Below are 20,157 nucleotides of genomic sequence, written 5' to 3'. Positions count from 1 at the left end.
GGGAGATTGATAATGCGATTTTCAGTAGTACAACAAAAAGAAATTATTGAAGCTGGCAGCGGTAAATTTGTTGGCTACATTATTGATGCCGAAGTGGATGAACAATCAGGAAAAATCGTATCTTTCCTAGTTTCTGAGCCAAAGAAATTTTTATCCTTTCTACAAGGAGAAGATTCTGTGAGAAAAGTCCTGATAAATGATATTCTTGTTATAGGAAAAGATGTAATATTAGTTAAATCATTATATGAATAGGTCTGTCTATTCATTGAAAATTACCATTGACATTGATACAATAGAGAAAAAAATATGCAAAGTTGGGTATTAAATGGCTAAAATTAGTGATAATTTGAGACAAATACAAAAACAAATCGAAGATGCAAAAAATAGATCAAATGCACAGCAAGATATAACAATTATTGCAGTTACGAAACAAGTTACTGCTGAAAGAGCTATTGAAGCAATAGAATCAAGAATTTTCCATTTAGGAGAAAATCGACCAGAAGGATTATTGGCAAAGAAAGAAGAAATAAAAGATAGAGCCAAATGGCATTACATTGGTTCTCTACAAACACGAAAAGTGAAGCAAGTTATAAATGATATTGATTATCTTCATTCATTAGATCGAATGAGCCTAGCAGAAGAAATTGAGAAACGAGCAGAAAGAACTGTAAATTGTTTTGTTCAAGCCAATGTTTCTGGAGAAGAATCTAAACATGGTCTTGCAAAAGAAGAAGTTTTGTCATTTATTCAATCATTATCACAATTTACGAAGATTCGTATAGTTGGATTAATGACAATGGCCCCAAATACCGATGATGAAGTCATAATAAGAAAAGTATTTTCAGATTTAAAAAAATTACAACAAGAAGTTGTTAAATTAAATTTACCATATGCACCTTGTACTGAATTATCAATGGGAATGTCGAATGATTTTGAAATTGCAGTTGAAGAAGGTGCGACATTTGTAAGAATTGGTACAGCTCTTGTTGGATAGAAAAGAGGGATATAAATGAGCGTGAAGAATAAAATTAAAAATTTCTTTTATTTAGAAGAAGAAGATGAAGAAGAAGTTGTACAACCTTCCAATCAACCTTTAGTCAAACAACAAGAGTCGCCAATTAAATCTCGTGCGAAAAAGGAAAGAAAATTTGAATCAGAAGCACCAAAAAATGTTGTGAGTATACAGGCTGCGAATTCAATGAAAAATTCAAAAGTGGTCATTATTGAGCCACGTGTTTATGCAGAGGCGCAAGACATTGCGGAACATTTAAAAAATAAACGAGCAATTATTGTGAATTTACAACGTATAGACCGGGAACAAGGTGTACGTATTATTGATTTCTTAAGTGGGGCAGTATATGCATTAGCTGGTGATATTCAACGAATTGGCAATGATATTTTCCTTTGTACACCAGATAATGTTGAAGTATCGGGCGAAGTTTCAAATTATTTATATGATGACAACCAATAAACTAGTGAGGTAAAAACATTCTATGGGTTTATACGAAATATATTATTTAATATCGACAATATTTATGGTGTACCAATTTATGATTATTGGTTACATATTAATGTCGTGGATACCATCTCTACAAGAGTCTAGTATTGGACGAATACTTGGGAAATTGGTAGAGCCTTATTTAGGTATTTTTAGAAAATTCATTCCACCGATTGGCATGATTGATTTTTCACCAATTATTGCATTACTATTATTAGGGTTCATTAGACAAGGTGTACTAATTGTAGTGCAAAATATTTATACGACATTCTTTTAATAAATAAATTCCCTACTATGTAGGGTTTTTTTATTTATTGACTAAAATAATCCTATTTAAATTAAAAGTGAGGAAAATTAATGGAGCACCTTATTCAACATTTTAGAAAAGAAGAACAACCATTTATTGAACGCGTTATAGAATGGCAACGTGATGTTGAATTTCGTTATGAAAATCGGTTAACAGACTTTTTAGATCCACGGGAACAATTTATTGTATCAAGTATCGTTGGTCAAAATAGTGAATTATCTATCCATAGTACTGGCTTGTTCAAAGATGCTGAAAGAAAAAGAATGATCATCAGCCCATCTTATTTTCAATCTAGCCAGGAGGATTTTGAAATTACGATTTTCCAAGTAAGATATCCATCTAAATTTATTCAATTGAGACATAAAGATGTTTTAGGAGCACTGCTGTCATTAGGGATAAATCGTTCTAAGTTTGGTGATATAAAAATCGCTGATGATACTATTCAATTCGCTGTTGCTTCTGATATTACCGATTATTTACTTATAAACTTTTCTAGTATAGGGAAATCTAAGGTCCATTTAGAATTACTTAGTAATATAGATGGAATTATTCAAAGTGCTGATAAGTGGGTAGAAAATACTTTCACCATATCTTCGATGAGATTGGATGCTATTTTAGCGACGATGTTAAAAATTTCACGTGAAAAGGCAAAATTGTTTATCCAGGGTGGCAAGGTAAAAGTGAATTGGGCAGTTCGAGAGTCAACCTCTTTTGAATTGCAAGAAGGAGATATCATTTCTGTAAGTGGATTTGGGCGTTTTAAAATAATTATGACTGAAGGACGCACAAAAAAAGATAAAATTCGCCTAAAAATAGGTCATTTAGTACAAAAATGAAAGTTTTGTGTTGAAAATTAAGAAATTGTAATGCGAAGTTGCCGTTCCATCTGTATAATAGAAATAAAATCAACTGATGAAAAGGAGTGTATAGTCTATGCCATTATCCCCTCTTGATATACATAATAAAGAATTCACACGTGGTTTCCGTGGTTACGCAGAAGATGAGGTAAATGAATTTTTAGATCAAGTTATAAAAGATTACGAGATTATATTAAGAGAGAAAAAAGAGTTAGAAGAAAAAATCAAATCTATGACTGAGCGTATGTCACACTATAATACGCTTGAAGACACTCTACAAAAATCTATAATCGTTGCTCAAGAAGCTGCTGAAGAAGTTCGTCGTAATGCACAACAAGAAGCAAAATTAATCATTAAAGAAGCAGAGAAAAATGCAGATCGTATTATAAACGAAGCTTTAACAAAATCTCGTAAAGTTGCAATTGAAATTAATGATTTGAAAAAACAATCAAAAGTGTTCCGTGGACGTCTTAAAATGTTAGTGGAAGCACAATTAGATATGATTAAATCGGATGATTGGGACACATTAATGGAATACGATATTGGCTTAACTAGTATCCAAGATCAGAAAAGAATAGACGATGAAGAAGATCGATACGTAGGTGCAAAATATAAGGAAGAAGAAACGAATTATCATTCCTTCTATGAAGATGAAGAAGAGGAAAGAAAAGCAACGAACGAAGAGTTAAATCATTTATTATAAATTATACTAAAGTCTTATGACAATTTTACTTGACGTAAATTATTCCTTTTCATATACTGAAACACAAGTGTATAAATGATTGTTTATATTTTATTTGCGTTGATGGAGACAGTATTTTTTGAGGGTAGAACTAGCGATTCGAGGGTGGTGGAAGCTCGAACAATGCGCTCGAAAATGAAAATCACTCCTGAGCTAAATCGCTGAAATGAGTAGGTGATTTCGTCATCACACGACGTTACAGTGTCTAAGAGGCAAGTTTATGATTGTTAAAACTTGCAAATTAGGGTGGTACCACGAGAGCAAGCTCTTCGTCCCTTTGGGATGAGGGCTTTTTTATTTTAGGCTTACAGGATGTAGGTCACAGATCTTTTTCTGCACCGAAACCCGTAAGCGGCAGGTGCAAAGGCGTTGCCACAGAGGCCAACAGGACGTTGGTCATGTCGCTAAAAACATGAGGAAGTGGCTGTTACAGAGACAAGTGGCGTTTTTAGCCTTTGTTTATTAAATAAGACATTATTAGGAGGAAGCACAATGGTAGAGTATAAAGATACGTTATTAATGCCAAAAACAGATTTCCCAATGCGCGGAAATTTACCAGCAAATGAACCAAAAATCCAAGAAAAATGGGATGAAATTGATATCAATGCTTTAGTAAATAAAAGAACTGAAGGACGCCCACACTTTGTATTACATGATGGACCTCCGTATGCAAATGGTGATCTTCATATTGGTCACGCTTTAAACAAAGTTCTTAAAGATATGATTAACCGCCATCGCTCAATGACTGGTTATCATGTACCATATGTTCCAGGTTGGGATACGCATGGTTTGCCAATCGAGCAAGCGTTGACTAATAAAGGTGTCAATCGTAAAGAAATGACTGTTGCTGAGTTTCGTGAGTTATGTAAACAGTATGCATATGAACAAATTTCAAATCAAAAATCACAATTTAAACGACTTGGTGTACGTGGCGATTGGGAAAATCCTTATATCACTTTAGTTCCTGAATTTGAAGCTCGTCAAATTGAAGTATTTGGTAGAATGGCTGAAAGAGGTTATATCTATAAAGGATTAAAACCTGTGTATTGGTCACCATCTTCAGAATCAGCATTAGCTGAAGCGGAAATTGAATATAAAGATATTAAATCACCATCAATTTATGTAAGCTTTGAAATTAAAGATAGTAAAGGTGTAGTACCTCAGGATGCAAAATTCATCATCTGGACTACAACTCCTTGGACGATTCCTGCGAACCTTGGTATCACAGTAAATGCAGAAATTACGTATGTTGTTGTTCAAGTAAATGACAATAAATATATTATTGCGAAAGATTTATTAGAAACTGTATCAACTGCTATTGAGTGGGAATCTTATGAAGTTATTCAAGAATTAAAAGGTGAACAATTAGAATATATCGTGGCTAAACATCCAATTTATGGTCGCGATTCTTTAATAATGTTAGGGGATCATGTTACAACTGATGCTGGTACAGGATGCGTTCATACAGCACCAGGCCACGGGGAAGACGACTTTAATGTTGGGAAAAAATATGGTCTTGAAGTACTTAGCCCAGTCAATGATCAAGGCTGCTACACAAATGAAGCACCTGGTTTTGAAGGATTATTCTATGATGATGCAAACAAAGTCATTACTGAAAAGTTAAAAGAAGTTGACGCTTTAGAAAAACTAACATTTATTAAACACTCATACCCACATGACTGGCGTACGAAAAAACCAGTTATTTACCGTGCAACACCACAATGGTTCTGTTCAGTAGAAGCATTCCGTGATCAGCTATTACAAGCAATTCATGATACATCATTCACGCCAGCATGGGGAGAAACACGCTTATTCAATATGATTCGTGACCGTGGTGACTGGTGTATTTCAAGACAACGTGCATGGGGTGTACCAATCCCAGTGTTCTATGCGGAAAGTGGAGAAGAGATTATTACACCAGAAACAATTTCACATGTATCAAAATTATTCCGTGAGCATGGTTCGAATATTTGGTTCCAACGTGAAGCAAAAGACTTATTACCAGAAGGATTCACTCACCCAGGAAGTCCAAATGGTAGATTCTCAAAAGAAAATGACATTATGGATGTATGGTTTGACTCTGGTTCTACACACCAAGGTGTATTAGTTGAACGTGGAATGAAATATCCAGCAGATCTATATTTAGAAGGCTCAGACCAATACCGTGGATGGTTTAACTCTTCATTAATTACATCAGTAGCGATTAATGGTCATGCACCATATAAAGGGTTACTTTCTCATGGTTTCGTTTTAGATGGTGATGGTCGTAAAATGTCTAAGTCTTTAGGAAACGTTATTCTCCCACAAAAGGTTATGGATCAATACGGTGCAGATATTCTACGTCTTTGGGTTGCATCCGTTGATTATACAAGTGATGTTCGTATTTCATTGGATATGCTAAAACAAATTTCAGAAGTATACCGTAAAATTCGAAATACATTAAGATTCCTACACGGTAACTTACAAGACTATAACAACGATACAGATCGTGTAGCATATGAAGAATTACGTGAGATGGATCAATATATGTACATGCGCCTGCAAGATGTATTAAAACAAGTGCGCACTGCATATGACCAATATGAATTTGCAAATGTATATCATGTTATTAACAACTTTGTTGCTGTTGAATTATCTGCGTTCTATTTAGATATTGCTAAAGATGTTGTTTACATTGAAGGTGCAGATAATAAAGCGCGTCGAGCAATGCAAACAGTTATGTACGATACGCTGTTAACACTTTTAAAAGTATTAACACCAATTCTTCCACATACAACAGATGAGCTTTGGTCTTATTTAGGTGCAGAAGAAGTGTCCGTTCAATTAACAGACTTCCCAGAAGTGGATGTACGTGATAATTTCACAGATTTACGTGCAAAATGGAACAAAGTCATCGATCTTCGTGATGAAGTATTAAAAGCATTGGAAGAAGCGCGTAATGCTAAAGTGATTGGTAAATCATTAGAAGCAAAAGTTTTAATTTACGCTGACAAAGAAGTTGTTGACATCATTAATGATGAAGCTGTTAACTTTGCTCAAATTTCAATCGTATCTCAATTACAAGTTGCAGGAGGAAAAAATGATGCTCCAGAAAATGCGCTTGTACTTGATAAAACTTCGATTGTCGTTGAAAAAGCAACTGGTGAAAAATGTGAACGCTGCTGGTCATATTCAGAAACTGTAGGCCAGCATGCAAAACATCCTTCACTTTGCGTTCGTTGTGCGGATGTTGTAGAAAAATATTATATCTAACAAAAACGTTAATGCCGCTCTCGGATTCATTCGAGAGCGGTATATTTATGTAAATTCATTAGGATATGGATATGATTTATGCTAGAATAATGAAGATATTGAGGTGAACGGGGGAATACTGTGTATAAATATTATGGAATTGCAGCAATTATCATTATTTTAGATCAATGGACTAAATGGTTAGTTGTGAAAAATATGGAACTAGGCGATCAAATTAGCATTTGGGATCCTTGGTTTGGTTTGCTTTCACATCGAAATCGTGGCGCCGCATGGGGTATGCTACAGGGACAAATGTGGATTTTTACAATTGTGACTTTAGCGGTAATCGTAGGCGTTATTTATTATTTTCATAAACAAGCTAAAGGGAATCATTTCTTAGCCATTAGTTTAATGATTTTATTAGGTGGAACAATTGGTAATTTTATCGATCGTATTTTCCGAGGAGAAGTCGTTGATTTTATCGATGTATTAATACCAGTTATTAATTATGATTTCCCAATTTTCAATATTGCAGATGCTGCATTAACCATTTCAATCATTATGATTATACTTGTGTTATTTATGGAAGAAAGAGCTGAAAAGAAAAAGGTGAAAGAATGACGATTGTCACATATACAATTGAACAAACAACAGCAGGAGAACGCATTGACAAAGCACTGTCTATGCTTTCGGCTGAATGGTCACGTTCGCAAATTGCAACATGGATTTCAGAAGATAGAATTACAGTAAACGGAGAAGAAATTAAGGCAAAATATAAAGTGAAGGAAGGGGATGTAATTGAAATTGACGTCCCTGAGCCAGAACCTTTAGAGGTAATACCAGAAAATTTAAATCTTGAAATTGTTTACGAAGACGAGGATGTACTAGTCGTTAATAAACCAAAAGGAATGGTTGTTCATCCAGCGCCAGGGCATACTATGGGAACTCTTGTAAATGGATTAATGTATCATTGTAAAGACTTATCTGGAATTAATGGTGTATTAAGACCAGGCATTGTTCATCGTATTGATAAAGATACATCTGGTCTGTTAATGGTTGCCAAAAACGATCATGCTCACCATTCGTTAGTGGAACAATTGGTCAACAAAACTGTTACACGTAAATATACTGCGTTAGTTCATGGACATATCGCTCATGATAAAGGAACGATCGATGCACCGATTGCACGAGATCCAAAAGATCGTCAGAAACAAGCGGTAGTGGATAACGGAAAACATGCTGTGACACATTTTCAGGTTTTAGAGCGTTTTGGTGGAATATATACATTGGTCGAATGTATTTTAGAAACGGGCCGTACTCACCAAATACGTGTGCATATGAATTATATTGGGTATCCATTAGTTGGTGATCCAAAATATGGACCGAAGAAGACGATTGATTTTGGTGGACAAGTGTTGCATGCTGGTGTGCTTGGATTTGTTCATCCAACTTCAAAGGAATATCTAGAATTCCAAGTGCCTTTACCTGACGATTTTGTGACATTACTTGAAAACTTGCGAAAAGAAGGTTGACGTAAGCTTTAAATAGGCATATACTTTTCAACAGTGAATGAAGTACTTTCGAAATATTCGAGAGACGATAAAAAATGAATATTCACCTTTAAAGACAGTCCAGAGAGGCTGAAAAGGTATTTGTGAAATGTTAAACACATTTTACTGTAGAATGATTGTAGTTGAGAAATCCATTGCTGAATATAAATTCAGTAGGTTCAAAACGAGTCAAATCATCACAGGCGTAGTGTATTTAACATGCTCTTTAAACACAACTATCAACAACCTCTTAAGCTGATGCTTAGGAGGTTTTTTATTGGAGTAAAACCTCTTAAGGACTAGAGAAAAAATACAAGGAAGGAGGAATAAAATATGTCACCACAAATTACTGAACTATTAGATGGACCATCAATGAATCGAGCTTTAACGAGAATTGCCCATGAAATCATTGAACGTAACAAAGGAATCGATGAGTGTATTTTAGTAGGAATTAAAACAAGAGGCGCTTATTTAGCAAAAAGGCTTGCAGAAAAAATCGAAAAGATTGAAGGCAAACCAATTCGAACTGGGGAACTCGATATTACATTATACCGGGATGATTTATCAACAAAGTTTGAAAATGGTGAAGCATTTGTTCAAGAAGTAGATATCGACTATGTCGTAACGGATCAAAAAATCGTCCTTGTTGATGATGTGTTATATACAGGTCGAACGGTTCGTGCGGCACTTGATGCTGTTATGGATTTAGGAAGACCTTCACAAATTCAATTGGCAGTATTAGTAGATCGTGGTCATCGCGAGTTACCAATTCGAGCAGATTACGTTGGGAAAAACATACCTACAGCTGGATCAGAACGAATTGTAGTAAGACTAGTAGAAGTAGACGAAGCAGATAATGTAACATTACACAAAGTTGATTAACGGAAAAGAGGAAAGAAGATGGCTAATAACGCTGTGTTAGATATTAACGATAAACCATCAGCGGGACAATTAATCACATTAAGCTTTCAGCATATGTTCGCAATGTTTGGTTCAACGATTTTAGTTCCACAATTAGTTGGATTAAGTCCAGCGATTGCTTTATTAACAAGTGGTATCGCAACAATTATCTTTTTATTCATTACTCAATTTAAAGTACCTGCTTATCTAGGTTCATCCTTTGCTTTCATTTCGCCAATTATAGTTGTTGCCGGTATAGATAAAACAACGGGGTTAAGTGTGAATCCTGGTAACGCGATGATTGGGGCAATGGCGGTTGGTGTTACATACGGTATTGTTTCCTTAATTATTTGGAAAGCAGGGTATAAATGGTTAATGCGTTTATTACCGCCAATTGTTGTAGCTCCAGTCATTATGGTTATCGGGCTTGGCTTAGCTGGAACTGCGGTTGATATGGCGATGAATATTACTGTAGACGATGTTAAACAGTATAGTGTGTTGCATTTCTCAGCAGCACTTGTGACATTGTTTGCAGCCATTATTTTCACAATTTTCTTTAAAAATATTTTGAGTACTATGCCCATTTTATTAGGTCTGATTGTTGGATATATTTATTCAGCAATTATCGGAATAGTAGATTTTACAAAAGTTATGGAAGCAGATTGGTTTGCTTTACCGGAGTTTCTTATCCCAGGTGTACATTATGAATTTAATATCACATCAACTATTTTACTAGGGATGGTTCCAATTGTGATCGTAACAATTTCAGAGCATATTGGTCACCAATTAGTTTTAGGTAAGGTTGTAAACAAAAACTACATAAAGGATCCAGGATTAAATCGTTCATTATTAGGTGATGGGTTAGGTACATTTGCAAGTGCTCTAATCGGTGGTCCACCAAAAACTACATACGGCGAAAATATTGGTGTACTAGCAATTACAAGAGTTTTCTCAGTATATGTAATTTTAGGAGCAGCAGTATTAGCAATACTATTCTCTTTCTTGGGTAAAGCGATGGCTTTAATCCAAACAATCCCAACAGCGGTTCTTGGAGGTATTTCCATTCTCCTGTTTGGTATTATCGCTTCAAGCGGTTTAAGAATGCTAGTTGAAAATAACATTGATTTTGGTAATAACCGTAACATGGTCATCGCATCAGTGATTCTTGTCATCGGAATTGGTGGTGCAGCACTTAGATTTACGGAATCCTTTGCAATTGAAGGGATGGCGTTAGCAGCGATTGTAGGTGTTATTTTAAATCTTGTTTTACCTGGAAGAGAAAAAGAAGTAAAAGATTTCTATGAAAATGAATAATGATAAAACCTTTTAAAGAATTGTCCAGAGAGGCAAAAAAGGGGACTTATGATGGGTTGCATTGTTTTTTACGCTACCCTCATACCTCCTACAGCCTCGCAAATTTGCGAGGCGTTTTTATTAGAAATTACCTTAGGAGGATTACATAAATGAGAAACCTACTATCTATGGAATATTTAACAAATGAAGAAGTAATGGAAATTTTACTTCGTGCACAGGAATTTGAAAAAGGTGACGATACGCTTTTAACTCGTTCATATAACGTGTCAAACTTATTTTTCGAGCCAAGTACACGAACAAAAACTAGCTTTGAGATGGCAGAACGAAAAATTGGTTGTACAGTGATACCTTTTGATGCAGGCTTTTCAAGTGCTTTAAAAGGAGAAACAATGTATGACACAGTCAAAACTTTAGAAATGATCGGTATGGATGCAGTTGTCATTCGTGCAAAGGAAGATGAATATTACAATGAGCTGCTTGAAGGCATAAATGTTGCTGTAATCAATGCGGGAGATGGGGCTGGACAACATCCATCCCAAAGTCTATTAGATTTATATACGATTTATAAGGAATTTGGATATTTTGAAGGATTAAAGGTAACAATCGCAGGTGATATATCCCATAGTCGTGTAGCGAAATCTAATGCGACTGCATTAAAACGATTAGGTGCAAATGTTCGATTTTTATGTCCTCCAGAATGGGCAGGCGATTTTGAAGCCCACCATTCATGGGATGAATTAATTGAGGATAGTGATGTGATCATGCTATTGCGAATCCAGCATGAGCGACATGTTGTAAATAAAAGCTTTTCAAAAGAAAGCTATCACGAAGAATATGGTTTAACATTTGAACGTGAAGCAAAGATGAAAAAAGGCTCGATTATTATGCACCCAGCACCGGTTAATCGAGACGTTGAAATTTCTTCAGAATTAGTAGAATGTGAACGTTCAAGAATTTTTAATCAAGTAAGAAATGGTGTATTTGTTCGAATGGCCATACTTGAAACGATTTTGAAAGGAAGATAATCATGACAAAATACATTCAGAATGTACAAATGTTAAACGAACTTGGAGAGCTTGTTACAACGAGTATTACGATAGAAGGAAAAGTCATTGCAGAAATCGGTGGAGAAAAACCAGTTGGAGCGGAAGTGATTGACGGTAAAGGAAGCTTCGTTTCACCAGGGTTTGTGGATTTACATGTTCATCTTCGTGAACCAGGCTATGAACATAAAGAAACCATTAAAACAGGAACTCAGTCAGCAGCAAAAGGTGGTTTCACAACGATTTGTGCAATGCCAAATACAAAACCAGTGCCTGATTCGAAAGAAAATTTTGAATTAATAAAAGGTTTAATTAAAGAAAGTGCAGTAGTGCGCGTTTTACCATATGGTTCACTGACAGTGGATGAGGCAGGAGATAAACGTACGAATATTGCAGAGCTAAGAGAGCATGGGGCCGTTGCATTTTCAGATGATGGAGTTGGTATTCAGCTTGCGTCTACAATGTATGAACAAATGCAGGATGCAGCGAAGATTGACGCAGTTGTCGTAGCACATTGTGAAGATAACTCATTAATCTATGATGGCGTCATGCACGAAGGGAAACGAAATAAAGAGCTTGGCTTACCCGGTATACCTTCCATTTGTGAATCAGTACAAATCGCGAGAGACGTGCTACTAGCAGAAGCTGCTGGAGCTCGCTATCATGTGTGTCACGTATCAACAAAGGAATCTGTTCGTGCAGTTCGTGATGCGAAAGCAGCTGGAATTCGTGTAACAGCAGAAGTATGTCCACATCACTTATTACTTGAAGAAATGGACATTCCTAGTGATGATGCGAACTGGAAAATGAATCCTCCACTTCGTGCTAAGGATGATCAGGATTCATTACATCAGGCATTACTTGACGGTACAATCGATTGTATTGCAACAGATCACGCTCCACATACAACAGAAGAGAAATGCTGTGGAATGGTTGGAGCACCATTTGGCATTGTTGGTTTTGAAACAGCCTTCCCATTGTTATATACACACTTCGTGGAAACAGGGAAATGGACATTAAAACAATTAGTAGAATGGATGACAGTAAAACCTGCTGCTATATTCGATTTACCTTATGGGAAAATTAAAGTCGGAGCATCAGCAGACTTAACAATCATTGATTTAAATAAAGAACAAAAGGTTGAAGCGGAATTTTTTGCAACGAAAGGCCGCAACACACCATTTAATGGGTGGGCGGCTAAAGGTTGGCCAATCATGACGATTTTCGAAGGCAGCATTGTCTATAAGGAGGCAGAATAATGAAAAAAAGAATGTTGATTTTAGAAGATGGAACAGTATTTAATGGTTATGCTTTCGGAAGTGACCGCGCTTCTCAAGGTGAGGTTGTATTCACGACGGGCATGACAGGATATCAGGAAACATTATCGGATCCTTCTTTTTATGGACAAATCGTTACTTTCACATATCCTTTAATCGGAAACTACGGAATTAATCGTGATGATTTTGAATCGATTACACCTGCTATCAGAGGAATGGTAGTAAGAGAGCTTGCGAAATTACCATCAAACTTCAGATGCGACATGTCTTTAAACGATTATTTAATCTCAAAAGATATTCCTGGAATTGAAGGCATTGATACACGTAAATTAACGCGCATTATTCGTACGAAGGGTGCGGTAAGAGCAATTTTAACTGAAGCGGAAGCAGAGGTTAATATTGAAGATATCGTTGCTCAATTAAATTCAACACCGTTAATTACTAACCATGTAAAAGAAGTATCGCCGAAAGCTGCTTATCCGAGTCCAGGACGTGGTAAACGTGTAGTCTTAATGGATTTCGGTATGAAACATGGCATTTTAAGAGAGTTAAATAAACGAGATTGTGATGTACTAGTCGTTCCTTACAATACTCCAGCTGAACAAATTTTAGCATGGCATCCAGATGGCATTATGTTATCTAATGGTCCTGGGGATCCAGCAGATGTGAAAGAAAGTATTGAAACGATTCGAGAATTAATTGGCAAAGTGCCGATCTTTGGTATTTGCTTAGGCCATCAATTATTTGCTTTAGCAAGTGGAGCAAAAAGCTTCAAATTACCATTTGGTCACCGTGGTGCAAACCATCCGGTGAAGGATTTGCGCACAGGTCGCACAGAATTAACATCGCAAAACCATGGCTATGCAATTGATGCAGATTCTTTAGAAGGAACGGATTTAGAAATCACTCATGTTGCACTAAATGATGGAACAGTAGAAGGATTACGCCATACAAAATATCCAGTATTCACAGTACAATATCACCCAGAAGCTTCACCTGGGCCAGAGGATTCAAATCATTTATTTGATGAATTTATCGAATTAATGGAAGCTCATTCAGGGAAGGAGAAACAACATGCCTAAACGTACAGATATTGAAACAATTTTAGTCATCGGATCAGGTCCGATTATTATCGGTCAAGCAGCAGAATTTGACTACGCAGGTACTCAAGCTTGTTTATCATTAAAAGAAGAGGGCTATAAAGTAATTTTAATCAACTCAAACCCTGCTACGATCATGACAGATACAGAAATTGCTGACAAAGTATATATCGAACCTATTTCATTAGAGTTTGTTTCTCGAATTTTAAGAAAAGAACGACCAGATGCGATTCTACCAACACTTGGCGGCCAAACGGGTTTAAATATGGCCATTGAATTAAACAATTCTGGGATATTAGACGAGCTAGGTATTGAAATTTTAGGAACGAAATTAGATGCAATTCATAAAGCAGAAGACCGAGATTTATTCCGAAATTTAATGTATGAATTAGGTGCTCCAGTACCTGAATCAGATATTATTCATAACTTGGATGAGGCAAAAGCTTTCGTTAAGAAAATTGGTTACCCAGTAATCGTTCGACCTGCATTCACACTAGGTGGTACGGGCGGAGGAATTTGTTCGAACGATCAAGAATTAGAAGAAATCGTACAAAGCGGTTTAAAATACAGCCCTGTTACACAATGTTTACTTGAAAAATCCATCGCAGGCTACAAAGAAATTGAATATGAAGTAATGCGTGACTCTAAGGATAATGCAATTGTCGTTTGTAACATGGAAAACTTCGACCCAGTGGGTATTCATACAGGGGATTCAATTGTAGTTGCACCTTCTCAAACATTATCAGATCGTGAATATCAAATGCTACGTAACATTTCATTAGATATTATTCGTGCTTTAAAAATTGAAGGTGGATGTAACGTACAATTAGCGCTTGATCCATATAGCTTCAACTACTATGTAATCGAAGTTAACCCACGTGTATCCCGTTCATCTGCGTTAGCATCAAAAGCAACTGGTTATCCAATTGCGAAGCTTGCAGCAAAGATTGCAGTAGGTTTAACTTTAGATGAAATTATTAACCCTGTAACCGGCTCGACATATGCTGATTTTGAGCCAGCCCTTGACTACATTGTTGCGAAAATCCCACGTTGGCCTTTCGATAAATTCGAATCTGCAAAACGTAATTTAGGGACACAAATGAAAGCTACTGGGGAAGTGATGGCTCTAGGTCGTAATTTCGAGGAAGCAATTTTAAAAGCCGTTCGTTCATTAGAAACAGGTCAAATTCACATAGAACTTAAACATGCTGAAGATAATGCGGATAACTGGATTGAAAAACGTATTCGTAAAGCTGGAGACGAACGACTATTCTTCATCGCAGAAGCTTTACGTCGTGGTGTAACGGTTGAGAAAATTCATGAGTGGTCACAAATCGACCTATGGTTCTTAAATAAGCTTCAAAATATTATTGATATGGAAAAAACACTTAGCGAAAACAAAAACGATCTAGAAGTATTACGCCAAGCGAAACGTCTGGGATTTGCCGATAAAAAAATCAGCGAGCTATGGGAAACGACCCCAGAAGCAATTTATGCTTTACGAAAAGAGACAGGGATCATTCCTGTTTATAAAATGGTTGATACGTGTGCAGCAGAGTTCGAATCGACAACACCTTACTATTACGGTACTTACGAAGAAGAAAATGAATCCATCGTAACAGATAAACCATCTGTAGTAGTTCTAGGTTCTGGCCCAATTCGTATCGGTCAAGGGGTAGAATTTGACTATGCAACCGTACACTCTGTTTGGGCAATTCAAGAAGCGGGCTATGAAGCCATTATTATAAACTCAAACCCAGAAACAGTTTCGACTGACTTCTCCATCTCAGACAAACTGTATTTTGAACCATTAACAATTGAAGATGTAATGCACATTATCGATTTAGAAAAACCAATTGGTGTAGTCGTTCAATTCGGTGGTCAAACGGCGATTAACTTAGCGGATAAGCTTGCTGCAAATGGTGTGAAAATACTAGGAACAAGCTTAGAGGATATAGACCGTGCTGAAAATAGAGATAAATTTGAACAGGCTTTACACGATTTAGATATACCACAGCCTGCAGGTGAAACGGCTGTATCGACTGAAGAAGCACTTGCAATTAGTAAAAGATTAGGATTCCCAGTACTTGTTCGTCCTTCTTACGTACTTGGTGGTCGTGCAATGGAAATCGTGTACAATGAGCAAGAATTAGAACATTATATGGAAAATGCAGTAGAAGCATCCCCAGATCATCCAGTATTAGTTGACCGTTATTTAACAGGTCAAGAAATAGAAGTAGATGCAATCTGTGATGGTGAGAATGTATTAATTCCAGGTATTATGGAACATGTTGAACGCGCAGGTGTTCACTCAGGCGATTCAATTTCTGTATATCCACCACAAAAGCTTACGGAAGAACAAAAGGCAACTTTAGTTGATTACACAACTCGCCTAGCGAAAGGACTAAACATTATTGGTTTAATGAACATTCAGTACGTACTATCTAATGGAGAGATTTATGTAATCGAAGTAAACCCTCGGTCAAGTCGTACAGTGCCGTTCTTAAGTAAAATTACAAATATTCCGATGGCAAACATTGCAACCAAAGCGATTCTTGGTCAATCAATCGTTGAGCAAGGGTACCCAACAGGCTTAGCGAAAGAACAAAAAGGCGTATTTGTGAAAGTACCAGTATTCAGTTTTGCGAAGCTTCGTCGTGTAGACATTACGTTAGGACCTGAAATGAAATCAACAGGTGAAGTAATGGGGAAAGACGCTACCTTTGAAAAGGCGTTATATAAAGGCTTTGTCGCAAGCGGTATGGAAATTAAGCAACACGGTACAGTTCTATTCACGGTTTCTGATAAAGATAAACAAGAAGCGATTGAATTAGCAAAACGCTTCAACACTGTTGGCTATCGTATTATGGCAACAGAAGGTACAGCAAAAAGCTTTGAAGAAGCAGGCATTCATGCTGATATAGTAGGTAAAATCGGTGCTAAAGAAAAGACATTACTTGATGTTATTCAAAATGGAGAAGCTCAGCTCGTTATTAATACATTAACAAAAGGTAAACAACCTGCTCGTGATGGATTCCGTATTCGTCGTGAATCTGTAGAAAATGGTGTACCATGTTTAACTTCTTTGGATACTGCTGAAGCTATGTTAGAAGTCATTGAATCAATGACATTTACGGCTGAAGAAATGCCCAAAGCGGAGGTTATCCATTCATGATACAACAAGAGAGAATGACAGTAGTACAACAAGAAAAAATTGCAAAAAATATATTTGAATTAACGCTTCAAGGGGAAATTGTTCAGGATATGAATCCTGGACAATTTGTCCATATACGAGTAACTGATTCCTTTGAACCGCTTCTTAGAAGACCAATCAGCATTGCTAATATAAATAAAGATTCTAAAGAATTTAAACTAATTTATCGTGCTGAAGGTCGTGGGACAGAAATTTTATCTCAAAAACAAATTGGAGATGAAGTAGATGTTTTAGGTCCACTAGGAAATGGTTTTCCGATTGATGCAGTTCCAAATGGAGGGACGGCACTTTTAGTAGGCGGTGGTATAGGTGTTCCGCCACTTTACGAACTTTCAAAGCAGCTAAATGCACGAGGAATACGTACAATTCATATCTTTGGCTTTGCGACAGAGGATGTTACTTTTTATGAAGAAAAATTCTCTTCATTAGGGGATGCACATTATGTAACAGTTGATGGCACATTTGGTTCAAAGGGCTTTGTTACTGATTTACTTGATGAGCTTCAACCAAATTTTGATACGTTTTATGCTTGCGGTCCAATGCCGATGTTAAGAGCGCTTGAAAATTATTATCCTGAAAAACAAGGTTTCTTATCATTTGAGGAAAGAATGGGTTGTGGAATAGGTGCATGCTTTGCATGTATTTGTAAAACAACAGATAAGACGGAAAAAGATTATGTAAAAGTTTGCTCAGACGGGCCAGTATTTGCGAAAGGAGTTGTGAAACTATGAGCAATATCAGTATTCAACTCCCAGGACTGGATTTGAAAAATCCAATTATGCCTGCATCGGGTTGCTTTGGATTTGGAAAAGAATATTCTCGACTTTATGATTTATCTAAATTAGGTGCGATTATGATTAAAGCAACGACTGTGGAACCGAGATTAGGGAATTCGACACCACGGGTTGCAGAAACACCTGCCGGAATGCTAAATGCGATCGGATTACAAAACCCTGGATTAGAAAAAGTAATGAGTGAGGAATTACCTTGGCTGGAACGTTATGATGTTCCAATCATTGCAAATGTTGCAGGATCTCTTATAGAGGATTATGTCGAAGTGGCACGCCGAATTTCAACTGCTCCAAACGTTAAAGCGTTAGAGCTGAATATTTCTTGTCCAAATGTAAAGCATGGTGGGATTACATTTGGTACTGATCCAGTAGTTGCTCGCGAATTAGTGGAAGCAGTGAAGGCTGTTTCAAAGGTACCTATCTATGTGAAATTATCACCGAATGTGACAAACATTGTAGAAATCGCCCAAGCAGTTGAGATTGCTGGTGCTGATGGCATAACAATGATTAACACATTAGTGGGGATGCGATTGGACGAAAAAACAGGTAAACCAGTTATCGCAAATGTAACAGGTGGTTTATCAGGTCCAGCAGTAAAACCAGTTGCCCTTCGAATGGTGTATGAAGTGTATAAGGCAGTAGAAATTCCAATCATCGGTATGGGCGGTGTAACATGCGCTCAAGATGTAATTGATTTCATGTCAGCAGGTGCATCAGCGGTTGCAGTTGGGACAGCCAATTTTGTGGAACCATTTGTATGTCCAAACATAATTGAAGAATTACCAAAAAAACTTGATGCACTAGGCGTTGAGCATATTAAAGAGATTATCGGAAGGAGCCACCGCTAATGAATAATAAACCGATTATCGCGCTAGATTTTCCGAGTGAAAAAGAAGTTTTTGGTTTTTTAAATCATTTTGAGGAACCTCTTTTCGTTAAAGTTGGTATGGAGCTTTATTTACAAGAAGGTCCTGCAATCGTCGAAAAAATAAAAGGACAAGGGCATGATATCTTCTTAGATCTAAAGCTTCATGACATTCCGAATACAGTGAAGTCTGCTATGAAAGGACTCGCCCGATTGGGTGTTGATTTAGTGAATGTTCATGCAGCTGGCGGCATTCAAATGATGGAAGGGGCTCTAGAAGGGCTTGAAGCGGGAACTCCCTCTGGTCGTTCACGTGCTGCATTAATTGCTGTGACACAACTCACTTCAACAACTGAACAACAAATGCAAGAGGAACAAAACATTCAATTAAGCTTAATAGATTCCGTATTACATTATGCTCAAATTACGAAAAAAGCAGGCTTAGATGGAGTCGTATGTTCTGTACATGAAGCTGAAGCCATTCGAGATATATGTGGTAATGACTTCTTACGTGTTACACCTGGTATACGTATGGCTGGTGGTGATAGCCATGACCAAAAACGGATTGCTACACCAGATGGAGCTCGCTCGGACGGCTCATCATTAATAGTGGTTGGTCGTGCTATTACAAAAGCAGAGAATCCTGTTGAAGCATATAAAAGAGTCGTTCAATTATGGGAGGAAAATTAATATGACGTTACAAAAAGAAATTGCTCATGCAATGCTAAAGGTTGGCGCAGTAGAATTAAATCCAACTGATTTATTTACATGGGCTTCAGGAATAAAATCACCAATTTATTGCGATACACGTTTAACTATTTCAGATGTCGTTGCACGTAAACAAATCGCAAAAGGCCTTGCCCAAAATATTAAAGAATTTTTCCCAGAAACAGCAATAGTAGCTGGTACTGCAACAGCTGGAATTCCACACGCAGCATGGGTTTCTGATCTATTAGAGCTTCCAATGGTATATGTTCGTTCAAAAGCAAAAGGTCATGGCCGTGGAAACCAAATCGAAGGAAAATATGAAGAAGGTCAAAAAGTAGTCGTTGTGGAAGATATCGTTTCAACAGGTGGATCTTCCATTACTGCGGTAGAGGCTTTAAGAAATGCAGGCTGTGAAGTAGTAGGCGTTGTATGCGTTTATACATATAATTTACCAAGAGCTGAAAAAGCATTTGAAGAGGCGAACGTGAAATATGTAAGTCTAACAAACTTCGATTATTTAATAGAAGCTGCTACTGAAACTGGAGCAATTACTGAAGATCAAATCCCTTTTTTGAAGGATTGGCATCAAAAGTTAAAAGCGGGAGAATTGTAATAAAAATTAAGTAAGTCCAATTTAAAAATTGTTAAAAAAAGCAATTACTGTCAATGACAAGTGAATTGCTTTTTTTATATAAACGAGCTGTCCAATAATCGGAAAATTACAATCGACCACTATTTCAGGATTATACTTTTTTGATAA

18 protein-coding genes, 1 pseudogene and 1 other annotated feature are annotated in these 20,157 nt (G+C 36.8%); all 19 genes and pseudogenes read left to right on the top strand.

All coding sequences use genetic code 11. The features are described from left to right. Positions 1–12 precede the first annotated feature (12 nt). The 19 genes and pseudogenes from CD30_RS02110 (at position 13) to pyrE (ending at position 20,010) form a co-directional block, all read left to right on the top strand. On the top strand, positions 13–252 hold the full coding sequence (locus tag CD30_RS02110) for a PRC-barrel domain-containing protein (protein WP_036171860.1): 240 nt from the start codon (positions 13–15) through the stop codon (positions 250–252). Positions 253–325: 73 nt separating this feature from the next. Beyond that, positions 326–994 (top strand): YggS family pyridoxal phosphate-dependent enzyme, encoded by a 669-nt coding sequence (locus CD30_RS02105; RefSeq protein ID WP_036171856.1) that lies wholly within the window; start codon positions 326–328, stop codon positions 992–994. Between the two features lie 15 nt (positions 995–1,009). Then, positions 1,010–1,471, top strand: a complete 462-nt coding sequence (locus CD30_RS02100) for a cell division protein SepF (RefSeq protein ID WP_036171853.1) — start codon at positions 1,010–1,012, stop codon at positions 1,469–1,471. A 22-nt stretch (positions 1,472–1,493) separates the two neighbouring features. After that, positions 1,494–1,775 (top strand): YggT family protein, encoded by a 282-nt coding sequence (locus CD30_RS02095; protein ID WP_036171850.1) that lies wholly within the window; start codon positions 1,494–1,496, stop codon positions 1,773–1,775. An 80-nt stretch (positions 1,776–1,855) separates the two neighbouring features. Next, positions 1,856–2,641, top strand: a complete 786-nt coding sequence (locus tag CD30_RS02090; RefSeq protein ID WP_036171847.1) for a YlmH family RNA-binding protein — start codon at positions 1,856–1,858, stop codon at positions 2,639–2,641. 97 nt (positions 2,642–2,738) lie between these two features. After that, positions 2,739–3,254: pseudogene (locus CD30_RS02085) on the top strand (DivIVA domain-containing protein); the annotation flags it as partial. Positions 3,255–3,455: 201 nt separating this feature from the next. Continuing rightward, positions 3,456–3,684 (top strand) — a binding site (T-box leader). Positions 3,685–3,896: 212 nt separating this feature from the next. Beyond that, positions 3,897–6,656: an isoleucine--tRNA ligase gene (gene ileS, locus CD30_RS02080; protein ID WP_036171844.1), complete on the top strand. Its 2,760-nt coding sequence runs from the start codon at positions 3,897–3,899 to the stop codon at positions 6,654–6,656. 120 nt (positions 6,657–6,776) lie between these two features. Beyond that, positions 6,777–7,256 (top strand): signal peptidase II, encoded by a 480-nt coding sequence (gene lspA, locus CD30_RS02075; RefSeq protein WP_036171841.1) that lies wholly within the window; start codon positions 6,777–6,779, stop codon positions 7,254–7,256. Then, positions 7,253–8,167 carry an RluA family pseudouridine synthase gene (locus tag CD30_RS02070; protein WP_036171838.1) on the top strand — a complete coding sequence of 305 codons (915 nt, stop codon included), beginning with the start codon at positions 7,253–7,255 and terminating at the stop codon, positions 8,165–8,167. The genes lspA and CD30_RS02070 overlap by 4 nt, the downstream gene beginning before the upstream one ends. Positions 8,168–8,518: 351 nt before the next feature. Next, positions 8,519–9,067 (top strand): bifunctional pyr operon transcriptional regulator/uracil phosphoribosyltransferase PyrR, encoded by a 549-nt coding sequence (gene pyrR / locus CD30_RS02065; RefSeq protein WP_036171836.1) that lies wholly within the window; start codon positions 8,519–8,521, stop codon positions 9,065–9,067. 18 nt (positions 9,068–9,085) lie between these two features. Next, the gene (locus CD30_RS02060; RefSeq protein ID WP_036171832.1) at positions 9,086–10,399 is read left to right on the top strand and encodes a uracil-xanthine permease family protein; all 1,314 of its coding nucleotides are present in this window, start codon (positions 9,086–9,088) and stop codon (positions 10,397–10,399) included. A gap of 149 nt (positions 10,400–10,548) precedes the next feature. Continuing rightward, entirely contained in the window at positions 10,549–11,424 is an 876-nt protein-coding gene (locus CD30_RS02055; protein ID WP_036171828.1) for an aspartate carbamoyltransferase catalytic subunit, read from the top strand. 2 nt (positions 11,425–11,426) lie between these two features. Next, complete coding sequence (locus CD30_RS02050; RefSeq protein ID WP_036171825.1) at positions 11,427–12,701, top strand: dihydroorotase; 1,275 nt, start codon at positions 11,427–11,429, stop codon at positions 12,699–12,701. Further along, a complete protein-coding gene (locus CD30_RS02045) occupies positions 12,701–13,801 on the top strand; it encodes a carbamoyl phosphate synthase small subunit (RefSeq protein ID WP_036171822.1) in 1,101 nt (366 codons plus the stop codon). The genes CD30_RS02050 and CD30_RS02045 overlap by 1 nt, the downstream gene beginning before the upstream one ends. Further along, positions 13,794–16,994, top strand: coding sequence for a carbamoyl-phosphate synthase large subunit (gene carB, locus CD30_RS02040; protein ID WP_036171820.1), 3,201 nt, complete (start codon positions 13,794–13,796; stop codon positions 16,992–16,994). Before CD30_RS02045 ends, carB begins: the two co-directional genes overlap by 8 nt. Continuing rightward, the gene (locus tag CD30_RS02035; RefSeq protein ID WP_036171817.1) at positions 16,991–17,764 is read left to right on the top strand and encodes a dihydroorotate dehydrogenase electron transfer subunit; all 774 of its coding nucleotides are present in this window, start codon (positions 16,991–16,993) and stop codon (positions 17,762–17,764) included. The genes carB and CD30_RS02035 overlap by 4 nt, the downstream gene beginning before the upstream one ends. Then, complete coding sequence (locus tag CD30_RS02030; RefSeq protein WP_036171815.1) at positions 17,761–18,672, top strand: dihydroorotate dehydrogenase; 912 nt, start codon at positions 17,761–17,763, stop codon at positions 18,670–18,672. Before CD30_RS02035 ends, CD30_RS02030 begins: the two co-directional genes overlap by 4 nt. After that, positions 18,672–19,379: an orotidine-5'-phosphate decarboxylase gene (gene pyrF, locus CD30_RS02025; protein ID WP_036171812.1), complete on the top strand. Its 708-nt coding sequence runs from the start codon at positions 18,672–18,674 to the stop codon at positions 19,377–19,379. Before CD30_RS02030 ends, pyrF begins: the two co-directional genes overlap by 1 nt. Before the next feature lies 1 nt (position 19,380). Further along, positions 19,381–20,010 carry an orotate phosphoribosyltransferase gene (pyrE, locus tag CD30_RS02020; protein WP_036171811.1) on the top strand — a complete coding sequence of 210 codons (630 nt, stop codon included), beginning with the start codon at positions 19,381–19,383 and terminating at the stop codon, positions 20,008–20,010. Positions 20,011–20,157 lie beyond the last annotated feature (147 nt).

It is taken from the genome of Ureibacillus massiliensis 4400831 = CIP 108448 = CCUG 49529 (assembly GCF_000772965.1).
Classification (GTDB): Bacteria; Bacillota; Bacilli; order Bacillales_A; family Planococcaceae; genus Ureibacillus; species Ureibacillus massiliensis.
The sequence above is the reverse complement of the archived record's forward strand: the minus strand, read 5'-3'. Positions and strand labels throughout refer to the sequence as shown.